The 14,399-nt window shown below is 49.3% G+C and carries 13 protein-coding genes; 12 read left to right on the forward strand and 1 reads right to left on the reverse strand.

Annotated elements, in window-relative coordinates; translation table 11 throughout:
- Nucleotides 1–234 precede the first annotated feature (234 nt).
- From prfA to spoIIR, 3 genes are all read left to right on the forward strand, one after another.
- A complete protein-coding gene (gene prfA / locus E8L90_RS25710; RefSeq protein WP_137031936.1) occupies nt 235–1,311 on the forward strand; it encodes a peptide chain release factor 1 in 1,077 nt (358 codons plus the stop codon).
- Nucleotides 1,295–2,185: a peptide chain release factor N(5)-glutamine methyltransferase gene (gene prmC / locus E8L90_RS25715; protein WP_137031938.1), complete on the forward strand. Its 891-nt coding sequence runs from the start codon at nt 1,295–1,297 to the stop codon at nt 2,183–2,185. Before prfA ends, prmC begins: the two co-directional genes overlap by 17 nt.
- A 111-nt stretch (nt 2,186–2,296) precedes the next feature.
- The gene (spoIIR, locus tag E8L90_RS25720; protein WP_137031940.1) at nt 2,297–3,031 is read left to right on the forward strand and encodes a stage II sporulation protein R; all 735 of its coding nucleotides are present in this window, start codon (nt 2,297–2,299) and stop codon (nt 3,029–3,031) included.
- 58 nt (nt 3,032–3,089) lie between these two features.
- Here the strand turns inward: spoIIR and E8L90_RS25725 are convergent, their stop codons facing one another.
- Nucleotides 3,090–3,887, reverse strand: coding sequence for a DUF3298 and DUF4163 domain-containing protein (locus tag E8L90_RS25725; RefSeq protein ID WP_137031941.1), 798 nt, complete (start codon nt 3,885–3,887; stop codon nt 3,090–3,092).
- A 230-nt stretch (nt 3,888–4,117) separates the two neighbouring features.
- On the opposite strand from E8L90_RS25725, the gene E8L90_RS25730 reads away from it, so the two are divergent.
- The 9 genes from E8L90_RS25730 to E8L90_RS25770 all read left to right on the forward strand — a co-directional run bounded on the left by E8L90_RS25730 (nt 4,118) and on the right by E8L90_RS25770 (nt 14,120).
- A complete protein-coding gene (locus tag E8L90_RS25730) occupies nt 4,118–5,197 on the forward strand; it encodes an L-threonylcarbamoyladenylate synthase (RefSeq protein WP_137031943.1) in 1,080 nt (359 codons plus the stop codon).
- Between the two features lie 56 nt (nt 5,198–5,253).
- Nucleotides 5,254–5,814, forward strand: a complete 561-nt coding sequence (locus E8L90_RS25735; protein WP_137031945.1) for a manganese efflux pump MntP — start codon at nt 5,254–5,256, stop codon at nt 5,812–5,814.
- A 33-nt stretch (nt 5,815–5,847) separates the two neighbouring features.
- Nucleotides 5,848–6,318: a low molecular weight protein arginine phosphatase gene (locus E8L90_RS25740; RefSeq protein WP_137031947.1), complete on the forward strand. Its 471-nt coding sequence runs from the start codon at nt 5,848–5,850 to the stop codon at nt 6,316–6,318.
- Between the two features lie 139 nt (nt 6,319–6,457).
- Complete coding sequence (gene rpiB, locus E8L90_RS25745) at nt 6,458–6,913, forward strand: ribose 5-phosphate isomerase B (RefSeq protein WP_007725502.1); 456 nt, start codon at nt 6,458–6,460, stop codon at nt 6,911–6,913.
- Entirely contained in the window at nt 6,914–7,483 is a 570-nt protein-coding gene (locus E8L90_RS25750) for a TIGR01440 family protein (protein ID WP_137031948.1), read from the forward strand.
- A gap of 19 nt (nt 7,484–7,502) precedes the next feature.
- Nucleotides 7,503–8,753: a serine hydroxymethyltransferase gene (locus E8L90_RS25755; RefSeq protein WP_137031950.1), complete on the forward strand. Its 1,251-nt coding sequence runs from the start codon at nt 7,503–7,505 to the stop codon at nt 8,751–8,753.
- A gap of 183 nt (nt 8,754–8,936) precedes the next feature.
- On the forward strand, nt 8,937–9,566 hold the full coding sequence (gene upp / locus E8L90_RS25760) for a uracil phosphoribosyltransferase (RefSeq protein WP_137031952.1): 630 nt from the start codon (nt 8,937–8,939) through the stop codon (nt 9,564–9,566).
- A gap of 18 nt (nt 9,567–9,584) precedes the next feature.
- Nucleotides 9,585–10,733, forward strand: coding sequence for a non-hydrolyzing UDP-N-acetylglucosamine 2-epimerase (wecB, locus tag E8L90_RS25765; RefSeq protein WP_137031954.1), 1,149 nt, complete (start codon nt 9,585–9,587; stop codon nt 10,731–10,733).
- A 222-nt stretch (nt 10,734–10,955) separates the two neighbouring features.
- Nucleotides 10,956–14,120, forward strand: a complete 3,165-nt coding sequence (locus E8L90_RS25770; protein ID WP_137031955.1) for a phosphodiester glycosidase family protein — start codon at nt 10,956–10,958, stop codon at nt 14,118–14,120.
- Nucleotides 14,121–14,399: the final 279 nt, after the last annotated feature.

Raw genomic sequence — 14,399 nt, forward strand, 5'->3', positions numbered from 1 at the left:
AGGTGAGCAGGACGTATGTAGCAAGGCTCGGCATTGCCGGGCCTGTTTGGCATCGGTAAAACATTTCCAGTTATAATGCACTTTGACTTCTTACGCCTTTCCTCCTATAATTTATCTGTTATAACCGTTTTTATGGTAGATAGCATTTTATCGCAATTCATATCTAACATACATGCTACCAAGGCTTCGCCTGCGCCAAAAGGCTATTATTCTTTGCGATGGGGTGAAATAAAAATGTTTACACGCTTATCTGCAGTCGAAGAGCGTTTTGAAGAAGTAACCAACCTCCTATGTGACCCCGACGTCATTAGTGATACAAAACGCTTGCGAGAACTGTCTAAGGAACAATCTTCGTTGGAAGAGACGGTAACGGCATACCGTGAATATAAATCAGTGGTGAGTCAAATTGATGACGCCAAAGCGATGCTGGAAGAGAAACTGGATGACGAGATGCGTGAAATGGTCAAGCTCGAACTCAATGAATTGTCATCACGCAAGGAACAACTAGAAGATCGCTTGAAGATCCTGTTGCTTCCAAAAGACCCGAACGATGAGAAAAACGTGATTGTGGAAATCCGCGGTGCTGCGGGTGGCGATGAAGCTGCACTGTTTGCAGCGGTGCTTTTCCGTATGTACACACGTTTTGCGGAGCGCAACGCTTTTAAAATTGAAGTGCTGGAGGCAAGCCCAACCGATATCGGCGGATACAAGGAAATTGTCTTCTCGCTGTCTGGTCGTGGTGCTTACAGCAAAATGAAATTCGAAAGCGGCGCGCATCGTGTGCAACGCATCCCGGCTACTGAGTCCGGTGGACGCATCCATACTTCTACTGCGACTGTACTGGTTCTGCCAGAAGCAGAAGACGTGGAAGTGGAAGTACACGAAAAAGATATTCGTATCGATACGTTCTGCTCTAGTGGTGCGGGCGGTCAGAGCGTTAACACGACCAAGTCGGCGGTTCGTGTAACGCATATTCCTACAGGGATCATGGTTTCTTGTCAGGATGAGAAATCCCAGCATTCCAACAAAGACAAAGCATTGCGTGTATTGCGCGCACGTCTGTATGATTTCTACATGCAACAACAAAATGCGGAAGCAGATGCTACGCGCAAAAGCTTGGTGGGTACTGGTGACCGAAGCGAGCGCATCCGCACGTACAACTATCCACAAAGCCGCGTGACCGACCACCGCATCGGTCTGACCCTGCACCGACTGGAGTCGGTATTGGAAGGCGAATTGGATGAAGTGATCGACAACCTGATCCTGCATGAACAAACGGAGCTTTTGAAAAGCCATGCACACTCAGCTTGATTGGTCTGATGTCACGACGATTCGAGAAGCCCTATTACGGGCTTCTTCCTTTTTGCGGGAAAAAGGGACAAAGGATCCTTTGTTCGAAGCGGAGCTAATGATTCGTCATTGTCTCGACTGGGATCGGACGCGCTTTTTAATGGCGATGACGGATTCAATCGATATAGAGACATTGGTGAAGCTGGACGGACTGTGCGTGCGCAGGGCGAATAACGAGCCATTGCAATATATGTTTGGCGAACAGGAGTTTTACGGGCGTCCTTTTACGGTGCGACCTGGTGTATTGATCCCAAGACCGGAAACGGAAATACTGGTGGAGCAAGTGATGGCTGCCGCTACAAAGCTCTGGTCTGAGAGCGAAGAGCTAGCCGTAGTGGATATCGGTACAGGGAGCGGAGCCATCTGCATTACGCTCGCGCTAGAAAAAACGCAATGGCGCGTGACTACGGTGGACCTGTCTCCTGACGCAACAGCAATCGCACGGGAAAATGCTAGTCGTCTTGGTGCAGATGTCCGCTTTCTACAAGGGGATTTGGTGCAGCCGCTTTTGGAAGCGGGCGAAAAGGTAGACATCCTCGTATCCAATCCACCTTATATTCCGAGTCGCGATGTCGAGGAGCTCGACGACGAGGTGCGCGTACATGAACCTCGCTTGGCTTTGGATGGTGGCGAAGATGGTTTGGACTGCTATCGTCGCCTGTGTGAGGCGCTGCCGAGTCTATTGAAAGAAAGAGCGGTCGTAGCGCTTGAGGTAGGCATTTATCAGGCTGGGGATGTAGCGGCATTGATGAAAGCATCCGGTGTCATGGATGAAGTAGAAATTGTTCCAGACTTGGCGGGGATCGAGCGGGTTGTTATCGGAGTGAGACGATAGCACTGACTCGTCTCGCCTTTTTTACATAGGGAATGAATGTTTGAAATGGTGTGAATCCGTTCATACTGATTGCTAAAGAGAGAAGATCAGTATAGAGGGAGACGGATAACGATGAAGCGGATGTTGTTGATGGCGTTTAGCCTGTTTATGCTTACGATGAGCTGGGAGGGGCAGCTTACTTCGGCCAATGTGTTGGATAATGGGCCGATCCCTCAGGAATCCGTTCGCTTGCGCATTATTGCGAACAGCGATTCTGTCCAAGATCAATGGTTAAAGCGCGAAGTCAGAGATGCGATTGTCGCTCAAATGAATACGTGGGCGGACGATATCGAGACTTTGGAGGAAGCAGAGCAAGTGATTCAAACACAATTGCCTGTCCTTCAACAAGTCGTAGACAAGACGATCAAGGAACGCGGTTTTTCATACAAAGCTGTAGTCGATTTCGGCGAAGTGCCTTTTCCGACGAAGCTGTACGGCTCCTATGTCTATCCTGCGGGTAATTACCGAGCCGTTCGTGTACAAATCGGAGACGCAAAAGGTCAAAACTGGTGGTGTGTCCTGTTCCCGCCGCTCTGCTTTATTGACATGTCCAATGGCGACGCTGTACAAGCCAAACCAACTCCAGAGCCTGAAGAATCTGGGCAAACGACAGCAGCTGTACCCGAGGAAGATGAAGGCTATGATCGATTTGATAGAAAGCAAGTAGCGGTCTTACCCTTGGAAGAGAAAGAAGTAGAGCTAAATTCCGAATCAAATAAGGTGGACGCTGAGCAAACAACTGCCTCTGCTCCTGAAGTAGAAGTGCGATTTTACTTATGGGAAAAAATCGAGAACTGGCTCTCCTAAGCCGGACATAAAAAACGACACCCGCCGCACGTGCAGGTGTCGTTTTGAATTGCTACGATTATTTTTGGAACAATGCTTCACGAATCTCAGGCTTCAACAGACCTTGGTAACGGTGAGCAGGGATCGCGAACGCTGGCATTCCTGCTGCATAAGGGGCAATTTCGTATAGACCAAAATGGATTACCAGGTTGCCGTCTTTAAAGGAGAAGCCTTGATCCTCACTGATGCCCTCGAATGCTTCATAAGGGTTAAAGCCATCCGCCTCGGTTTCTGCTTTGATTTGTTGTGCAATAATTTGATTGAGAATGGTACGGTAATCATAGCCAGGCTGGAATAGGTCAGCCAGCTTCAGTTGTTTTGCCTTGGCCTGATTATCGATTGTGTAATGCGTAACATCCGTCATGCCATGTGCTCCACCTGTATAAACGTATGTCTGTACAGAGAAAGAAACGAGCTTGCCAGTATTGTGTACTTCATAGGAGATGTCGAATGCATGAGGGCGTGGCTCCCAGCCGTGTTTTTTCGCTTCTTCCGCATCGTCTTTGCCAGCTTTTTGTCCTTCCGCCAGGCCTGTTTGCGCTTCTTTCAGTAGAGTAGCATTCAGTTTTGCTTCAAAAGCTTTATCCTTCATCCCACTAATCACTGGAATGGATACTTTACCTTGAAATTCTTTCGTATCGATCGTAATGGTTTTTGGTGTGAACAAGACGCCGTTAGCTTGTGGCTTTGGTGCTTGCACAGCTGGTTTTGCGGAGGTTGCAGGTGAAGCAGGTGCTGCAAATACTGGAGCAGCGACGGCTGTTAACAATACAGCTGTGCCAAGCAGGCTGGAAGCTAAGGATTTAAAAGATGACATATTATTCACGGTCCTTTCAATAAAGGGAAAGTTATTGTTTTGTTTACGTGTTCATTCTACTACAAGGCGAAGACGGATAAAGTTAAAAAAAGGTAACAATTCTCTTTTTTCCACGCTGTTCAGAAAAGTTATTCACAGGTTACCCACAGCCTGTTGAAAACTTTTTGGTGCACATCTATACTTAAGGCACTCCTTACAAAGAAACGAGCGAGAGAAAGGATTTTTTAACGATGGAAATGAATTTTGTGACAAAAGTCTGGTCTGTGGATAACGATGTGGAAAATCAGCATAGTTGTGCACAGATTGTGGATGCAGCCCGTTTTCTACGAGAAGGGGCGGTTGTCGCGTTTCCCACGGAGACGGTTTACGGTTTGGGAGCGAATGCATTATCAGATGAAGCAGTGGAAAAAATATTTACAGCAAAAGGCAGACCCAGCGATAATCCGCTGATTGTACATATTGGAGCGTGGGACCAGTTGTCCACAGTAGCAAGTGAGATTCCGGAAAAAGGGAAAAAGCTGATGGAGGCGTTTTGGCCTGGACCCTTGACGGTGATTTTGCCAAAAACAGATCAGGTAGCGTCGCTAGTAACGGCAGGGCTGGATTCAGTCGGAGTTCGCATGCCTGATCATCCGATTGCCTTGGCTTTGATTAAGGAAGCGGGGGTACCGATTGCAGCTCCGAGCGCCAATCGCTCGGGACGTCCGAGTCCAACGACTGCGGCGCATGTATTGGCTGACTTGGATGGACGCGTAGCAGGAGTGGTCGATGGTGGGGCAACAGGTGTTGGGGTAGAGTCTACTGTTATTGATGTTACGCAGGACCCACCCATGATTCTGCGTCCAGGCGGCATTACACGGGAGCAAATGGAACCAGTGATTGGCTATGTGGAGCTCGATCCTTCTTTTCAAGTGGGAGCAGCCGAGGCACCGCGCTCTCCGGGGATGAAATATACGCATTACGCTCCTGAAGGGGAAATGTGGCTAGTATCAGGAGAGAGTGAAAAAGTTCGGGCAAAAATGGAAGACATGCTGCAACAGGCGAAGCGGCACGGTCAAAAAACGGGTGTGCTGGCAACGGAAGAAACAGCTCCCTTTTGGCGAAGCCACGAGTCGGCAGATATCGTTCTTGTGGTCGGATCACAAGCGGATTTGGAAGGGGTTGCCCAACAGCTGTATGCAGTGCTGCGAGAATTCGACGATCAAGAAGTGCAGTATATTGTCGGTGAGACTTTCCTGCGAAACGGGCTGGGTATGGCTGTGATGAATCGCTTGGAAAAGGCTGCTGGAGGCCGTGTCTTGTCCGTGTAAACCTGTCCTAAACTCCCCCTTGTCCGCATAAGGTGAAGAGACGGGAGGGGAGTTGCTTGGACCAGGTGTTATTTCAATGGGGGCAATTTTTGACGTTGCTCATTATTGCTTTCGCCTTAAGTATGGATGCCTTTTCGTTAGGAATTGGCGTAGGAATGGTTGGGATTCGGTTACGAGAGATTATTAAAGTAAGTATCACCATCGGACTGTTTCATATTATGATGCCGATCATCGGGATTGTCATTGGAGCGTACTTGTCCGATTTGGTTGGAGATATTGCCGTGTTTATTGGCGGCGGGGTCCTGATGATCATCGGCTTGCACATGCTATGGAATGGCTTCGTTCAAGGGGATCAAAAAAGTGTATGGAAGACAAAAGGGTTCGGACTTATGCTCTTCGCATTTAGTGTTAGCATAGATGCTTTCACTGTCGGTTTCTCGTTCGGCTTGATCGAGGTCAATAGAATTTTGGCCATCTCCCTTTTTGGAGTAATGGGTGCCACGATGTCTTACTTCGGTTTATTGTTAGGCAGGAGTGTGGGAGGGTGGCTTGGGGATTATAGCGAATTAGTAGGTGGACTTATTTTGTTTGGTTTTGGGTTAAAATTTATGATATAACCTGACTAATTAATAGGTGAGGAGGAACCATACGTGAAACGGATACTTTTCGTCTGTACGGGAAATACGTGCCGAAGCCCCATGGCAGAAGCGATTTTTCGTGCGAAGACAGACGGACAGGGGCTTGAAATACGCTCAGCTGGCGTGGCGGCATCTGCTGGTCAGGATGCTTCCTTGCACGCTAAACAAGTATTAGAAGAGCGAGGAATTGCTCACGATCATAAGGCCAGCAAGGTAGACGAAGGGTTGATCAAATGGTCTGATGTCATTTTGACGATGACGCATGGTCACAAGCGCGCGATCTTGACGTATTTCCCCTCAGCCACTGAAAAGGTGCATACCCTACAAGAGTTCGTTGGGATAGAAGGCTTTAGTGATATTGCTGATCCGTATGGGGGATCACTGATGGATTATCGCAGGTGTGCTGAAGAAATCGAAGAGTCACTGGAAAGGCTCTCATTGATGCTCAAGGACCCAGGTCTTCGTAAATCAGTGGATGAATAGGGTGCTGGTGTATAGCCGGGACCTTGTTTTTTATGAGAGTACGAACATTTTTTAGTTGTCCGATAAAAATGTTCACTTTTTACTTATTGTGTTTTGATGTATACTAGACGAAGATTATGAGACAAGCGAGGGATGACAGATGAAAGTAGCACTTGCTGCTGATCACGGTGGATACAAGCTAAAAGAGGAGATCAAGACTCTGCTGGCCTCCATGAACATCCAGACGGAAGACTTCGGCTGCACCTGCGAGGAATCGGTTGATTATCCCGATTATGCTTTGCCAGTAGCGGAAAAGGTAGCAGCGGGGGAGTTTGATCGAGGCATTCTCGTTTGCGGAACAGGTATCGGCATGTCGATCGCAGCCAACAAGGTTCCAGGCATCCGTTGTGCACTTGTGCATGATACGTTTTCTGCACGCGCTACCCGTGAGCATAACAACACCAATGTGTTGGCGATGGGTGAGCGGGTCATTGGACCGGGTCTTGCGCTTGATATCGTGAAAATTTGGTTGGAAACAGAGTTTCAAGGTGGCCGTCACGAGCGTCGTGTGGAAAAGATTTCCCAAATTGAAGCGAAGCATGCGGGAGTGAAGTAAGTGGATTTATCCGCTATCGAAAAACAAATCAGTGACATTGTCGAAGAAGTAGCCGATTTGGCAGAGCTTGCAGCTGGACAACTCATGGTGATTGGTTGCAGTACCAGCGAGGTGCTCGGTGAGCATATTGGAAAAGCTGGTAGCCAGGATGTAGCGAAAGCTCTGTATCGTGGGATCCAATCTGTTGTAGAAAAGCGCGGCTTTGTTGTTGCCTTTCAATGTTGTGAACATTTGAACAGGGCTCTGGTCGTCGAGCGCGATGTTGCATTGCGATACGGATTGGAAGAGGTCTCGGTTGTTCCTGTTCCGACTGCTGGAGGCTCTATGGCTGCGCATGCGTTTACACAGTTCGCGGATGCAGCCGTTGTGGAGCACATTCGCGCGCATGCAGGCATTGATATCGGCCATACGCTTATCGGCATGCATCTGAAGCATGTGGCAGTACCGGTGCGTCCGACACAGCGTCTCGTTGGACAAGCACATGTTACGGCAGCGCGCACACGTCCCAAGCTGATTGGCGGACCGCGTGCCGTGTATGAGAAGACACCACCGAATGAAAGCTGCACGTAAAAGAGGAGGAGAAACTACTATGCTAGATTTTTTGCGTAAACAAGACCCGCAAGTAATGGAAGCCGTTCAATTGGAGCTCGGAAGACAACGCGACAAGATTGAGCTGATTGCTTCTGAAAACTTCGTAAGCCGCGCAGTTATGGAAGCAATGGGAACCGTTTTGACGAATAAATACGCAGAAGGATATCCAGGACGCCGTTATTACGGTGGTTGCGAGTATGTGGATATCGTAGAAAACATCGCGCGCGACCGCGTAAAAGAAATTTTTGGCGCTGAGCATGCAAACGTACAACCACACTCCGGTGCTCAGGCGAACATGGCTGTATACTTCACGATTCTTCAGCCAGGCGACACCGTATTGGGAATGAACCTGTCCCACGGTGGTCACTTGACGCATGGTAGTGCAGTAAACTTCTCCGGTACGCTGTACAATTTCGTTGATTATGGTGTAGACGAAGATACTCACCTGATCAACTATGAAGATGTTCGTGCAAAAGCATTGGAGCACAAGCCAAAGCTGATCGTTGCTGGTGCGAGTGCCTATCCGCGTACGATTGATTTTGCCAAGTTCCGTGAGATCGCGGACGAAGTGGGCGCGTACTTCATGGTGGACATGGCGCACATCGCTGGTCTGGTTGCGGCAGGTCTGCATCCAAACCCAGTACCGCACGCGCATTTCGTTACTTCTACGACGCACAAGACTCTGCGCGGACCACGTGGCGGTTTGATTTTGTGCAAGGAAGAATTCGCAAAAGGCATCGACAAATCCGTATTCCCAGGCGTTCAAGGTGGTCCGTTGATGCACGTGATCGCAGCAAAAGCGGTTGCTTTCGGCGAAAACCTGCAACCAGAGTTCAAGGATTACGCAGCTCGCATCATCAAGAATGCACGTGCATTCGCGGAAAGCTTGACGGCTGAAGGCCTGACGCTTGTTTCCGGCGGAACGGATAACCACCTCGTATTGGTTGATGTAAGCAAAATCGGCCTGACAGGTAAAGTAGCTGAGCATCTGTTGGACGAAGTAAGCATTACTACGAACAAAAATACGATTCCTTACGATACACAAAGCCCGTTTGTTACAAGCGGTGTGCGCATGGGTACGCCAGCAGTGACAAGCCGCGGTTTTGATGAGGAAGCAATGAAAGAAGTAGCAGCGATTATCGCTCTGACATTGAAAAATCCAGAGGATGCTGCGAAACACGAGGAAGCACGTCAACGTGTGGCAGCTTTGTGCCAACGTTTCCCGATGTATGAAGGCTTGAATATCTAAGTTTAGGCTACGTGAAGCAGACCCGGTGGAAATTTTTCTATACGGGTCTGCTTTTTTCTTTGCTTGGCGGCTGTAGTTAGGGATCGAGGATGAGAAAAAGTACGAAGATTAGGCAAATTGACTGAGCCACTCTCACCAGCTATTATAGAAAGGATGTATTGATAGGGAAACGGAGGAAATGACATGAGCCGTGTATATGTGTTTGACCATCCGCTGATTCAGCATAAAGTTACGTATATTCGTGACAAGAATACAGGGACCAAGGAATTTCGCGAACTGGTAGATGAAGTGACTACTCTGATGGGCTATGAAATTACCCGTGATATGCCTTTGGAGGAAATCACTATCGAAACGCCAGTGGCTACCTGTCAGTCGAATGTAATCGCTGGTAAAAAAGTAGGGTTGGTACCGATTCTGCGTGCTGGTCTTGGTATGGTGGATGGCCTGATGAGGCTGATCCCTGCTGCCAAAGTAGGACACGTAGGTCTTTACCGTGATCCGGAAACCTTACAGCCTATTGAGTATTATGTGAAGCTGCCATCCGATGTTGCTGAGCGTGAGTTGATCGTAACTGACCCGATGCTGGCGACTGGTGGCTCTGCTGTTGCCGCTCTTACTGCTTTGAAAAAACGTGGAGCGAAAAACTTGAAACTGATGTGCCTGATCGCTGCTCCAGAAGGTATCAAGCTAGTTCAGGACGAGCATCCTGATGTAGATATCTACGTAGCGGCTGTTGATCAATATTTAAACGACCATGGATACATCGTGCCAGGCTTGGGCGATGCGGGTGACCGCTTGTACGGCACGAAGTAGTCGGAGAGGGAAAAACGGATGAAAACTGTAAAAGTAATGACGGTATTCGGCACACGTCCAGAAGCGATCAAAATGGCACCGCTTGTCCATGAATTGAACAAGTACAGCGAGCAAATCGAATCTGTCGTTTGCGTGACGGCCCAACATCGTCAAATGCTCGATCAGGTTTTGGACATTTTTGATATTCAACCAGACATTGATTTGAACATCATGAAGGATCGCCAAACGCTGGTGGGTGTGACTACTCGCGCGTTGGAGAGCCTAGATGAAACGATGAAGGAAGTAAAACCGGACATTGTCCTCGTGCACGGGGATACGACAACCACTTTTGTGGCGAGTCTGGCTGCTTTTTATAATCAAGTCGCGATTGGCCACGTGGAAGCGGGCTTGCGCACATGGGACAAGTATTCGCCGTTCCCGGAAGAGATGAACCGCCAGTTGACAGGTGTAATGGCTGACCTTCATTTCTCTCCGACCAATGGATCGGCTGACAATCTTCGTCGCGAAGCAAAGCCGGAAGAGAGCATCTACGTGACAGGAAACACAGCGATTGACGCGTTGAAAACAACGGTTCGCGAGGATTACACACATCCGGTGCTTGATCGCGTAGCTGGTCAGAAGCTGGTACTGATGACGGCACACCGCCGCGAAAATTTGGGCGAGCCGATGCGCCGTATTTTCCGTGCCGTTCGAAGACTGGTGGACGAGCATCCCGAGATTGCTGTTGTGTATCCGGTTCACTTGAATCCTGCTGTACAAGAAGTAGCGCAGGAGATTCTCGGAAACCACGATCGCATTTCGTTGATCGAACCAATGGATGCCCTTGATTTCCACAACTTCGCTCGTCGTGCCCATCTCATCCTGACCGATTCTGGCGGGGTGCAGGAGGAAGCGCCATCTCTTGGCGTACCAGTCTTGGTTCTGCGCGATACGACAGAACGTCCTGAGGGGATTGAAGCAGGCACGTTAAAGCTCGTGGGAACCGACGAAGAGCAAGTGTATGCAATGGCAAAAGAATTACTGACCAACCAAGCGGCTTACGATGCTATGGCGCATGCTGTCAACCCATATGGGGATGGCGAGGCTTCCCGCCGCATCGTAGAAGCAATTCTCTATCATTTTGGTTTGCGCGCTGAAAAACCAGAGCCTTTCCAACCAGGTCAGTAACATACAGCTAGGAAAACCCGCCAGGTAGCGTTCGTCAAAACTGGGCGGGTTTCTTGTTGTAGAGGGATCATTTTGGTTTCAATGACTGACGATTTGGTATGTTTTTCTAATAGAGAATCAAGGGAATTGGCGAAACTATCCATGACCTTTTGCGTCTAATATTTAGTTGCTTGGCTTAGATGGTAAGAGACAGAGTTTGGAATACGGAGAGGAGTTACCAACATGAGAGCGCAAAGGATAGTGACGCTGCTCACGGCTACGACCATGGCCTGGGGAGCTTTTGTTCCGTTTGTGCCGTTTGCGACCAATGTCGCACACGCCAGAGCGGAAACAAGTGCATTGAATATGATGTGGCAAACCCCAATTGGTGAAGGGACCACTTTGCAGAAATATACGAAAACATTTGCCAATCAAGTAGTCACGATCATGGTGACCAAGGTTGATCTGAATAATCCTTACGTTGAGGTCAAACCGGTATACGGGACGAAAGGTAAGCTGACAGACAGACAGACGGTTACACAAATGGCGCGTGAAACCGGAGCTGTAGCAGCGATCAATGCCGACTTTTTTAACATGTCGAAGCGGGGAGCGCCGTTTGGCATTGTCATGAAAGACGATGAACTCATTTCTTCTATGGGCTTGGTCTCCTACTGGTACGCGCTGGGCTTGACTGGAGACAAGATGGCCATCGTCGACAAGTTTGGCTTTGGCGGCAAGGTTACTGCTCCTACTGGCGCTACCTATTCGATTCAGGGTGTCAACAAGGAAGAGTACAACCCGAGTGATTCACGAAAAAGTCACCAGAACCAACTGAACGTCTATACCCCTTCCTTTGGCAAAACCAGCTTGGGGACGATACCGGGCTACAAAGATGTCGTCGAGATTCTGTTTGTAGACAACGTAGCCAAAGAAGTTCGTGTGAATCAACCTGGCGTATACATACCTTACAACGGCTATGTCCTTTGGGGACATGGAGCAGCAGGAGCATTCCTCAAGCAAAACTTCCCTGTAGGCGCTACTGCAGCGGTTGAGTACCAAACGACACCACAGACACTCAACCTAAAGCAAGCGGTAGGCGGCAATGTGATTTTGGTTGATCAAGGGAAAGCGCTCACTTCCTTTCAAGCGGACAAGTCTATCATCAACAAGACGGCACGCACATCGGTCGGAGTTTCCCAGGATGGGAAGACCTTGTACATGGTCACGATCGATGCGAGCCAAGGCGTTTATTTGGACGAACTGGCAAAAATCATGGCGGAGCTCGGTTCTTATCGGGCTGTAAACTTTGACGGTGGCGGCTCTACGACCATGGCAGCTCGCATGCTGGGTGAGACACACGCAAATCTGGCGAATAAGCCGAGCGGCGGTGCTGAGCGCCGTGTACCTACTGGACTGGCCGTATACAACACGGCACCTGCTGGAGAATTGAGAGGCTTCCAAATCGATGTACCGGCAGATGTGCTAATCGGACAATCTATCCCGCTCAGTGCATCCAAAGGTTATGACGTTCATTACCAGCCGTACGCGATCAATGCAGGCGATGTGAGTTGGGATGGCAGTCAGTCCGAAGCGGGAACCGTAAATGGCAAGCAATTCACACCAGCTCGCTCTGGCAAGATCACATTGACTGCGCGATTGGGCAATGTGACGCAAAATAAAGACATTCAAGTCATTTCCGGCATCGATGTGCAGCAAATCATCGTTTCCCCGAATCCGATTACCATTGCACCGGGACAATCCATTAATCTCGATGTCAAAATCAAAACGAAAAAGGGCTCTACCGTACAAGCGACGCCACTTAGCGTAAAAGCGAGTGTTGATTCTTCTGTAGCGACAATTAACGACAATCTGCAATTGGTAGCAGGCAATGAGCCGGGCAACGGAAACCTGACGATTACGTATGATGGCGTGGCGACAACCGTACCATTTGCCGTTGGACAATTCGAGCAGCCATGGCTCACCTTCGATAATCAGGCAGGCATGTACCATGCCGCAAATCCATCCAGCATCAGTTCGGCTGGTTCGTTCGGGCTCGTCTCCGATCAGACATTCCGCACGAAAAAGGCAGCGAAGCTGGTGTACAACTTCTCAGGAGCACCAGCGAACAACATGCGGATTTCGTACGGTGTGCTGGGGGCAAACCCTGTGACGATTCCTGGCAAGCCGCTCGGATTGGGCTTATGGGTCAATGGGGACAACAGCGGACATTGGCTCCGTGCAGAAGCAATTGATGCAAACGGCAAGCCGGTCTACGTCGATCTGGCAAAAGAGATCAATTGGACAGGCTGGAAGCAAGTGAAAGGCTACTTCCCGAGCAATGTTGCCTATCCATTGCATCTGAAGAGTGTGTATGTCGTTGACCAAGCCAATGATGGCATTACACACGACAAAGGAACACTGTATTTCGACGAATTCTCGCTCCTCTTGGGCAACAAGACAGGTCAACCGAGCGATGTGGCCGTTGTCCCTGAACTGCCAGGCAGCATGTCACTCGGAGCGGAGCTTGATCTCCATTACTCCTTAGAAAATACCGCATCTTATCTGGATAGTGCACTGATTGATGTGGAGTCGATCGTGACCCAGCCGATGCCAGGATATGTACCTGCGGATTATTCGTTTACGATTAAACCAGGCGAACTAAAAGCAGGGCAAGAGGACGCGATTTCCACTTCGTCGATTCAGTTGACCTTGGCACCGAAGCAATGGCTTGCTGGAAAAGGCGTTGGACTCTTGTACGTAAACCAAGTAAACAATACGTTGGATCCGCTGCTGGGAACCATGAATGCTCAAGGTCAGTGGGCATATCAAGTCAATAGCTACGGCAAGTACATTCCGTACTACATGGACAATGCTGGCACGAGCAGCGCTGGATTTACAGATATCGCGAAGCATCCAGCCAAGGCAGAAATCACCTACATGGCGGAAAAAGGCTACGTGAAGGGTTTGACCGAGACGACGTTCGGCCCAGAGGTTTCTCTGACAAGAGCACAGTTCGTCACCCTGCTCGCGCGCTCTTTTGAATGGGAGCTTCCTTCCTCACCAAAGCTGAAATTCAAGGATAAGGTGCCTTCCTATGCGCAAGGTGCCGTACAGGTTGCCGTTTCCAAAGGCCTGGTGAAAGGGTATAACAATAATACCTTCCGTCCGGATCAGCCAGTGACTCGCGCAGAGGCCGCAGTCATTCTCGATCGTCTCGTGAATAAAAAGGGGGCGACGAAAAAGGTCTCCGATAAAGGAACCTGGCCATCCTGGGCAACCACATCCATCAACAACATGGTCGGACTTGGTCTGATTGATCCAGTTGGAGGAAATTATCAGCCGAATAAACCGACGACGAGAGCAGTGTGTGTCGTAGCGCTCTATCGCATCCTGCATCAAGCTAAATAGAATCGGAATAGAAAAGGTCAAGCTTCTCTAACAAAGAGGAGCTTGACCTTTTTGAGTTTTAGAAGGAATCGATGAACGGACAAAGCTGGTGAGAAGAAAAAGCGCAGGGCTCGTAGACCTTGACAACGCCTACCCAGTCGGAACCTCCAAAAGGGGACCACGCTTGTCGAACACTTCTTCCTTGAGAACCTTCCGCCCGTAGGGTGGCTTTGGCTCGACGGTCCCCTTTTGGAAGTGGAGACGGACAGTGAATCCCCCCTGCGGGCGTGTCAGAGTCGA

Origin of the sequence: Brevibacillus antibioticus (assembly GCF_005217615.1) — a bacterium.
Taxonomy (GTDB): domain Bacteria; phylum Bacillota; class Bacilli; order Brevibacillales; family Brevibacillaceae; genus Brevibacillus; species Brevibacillus antibioticus.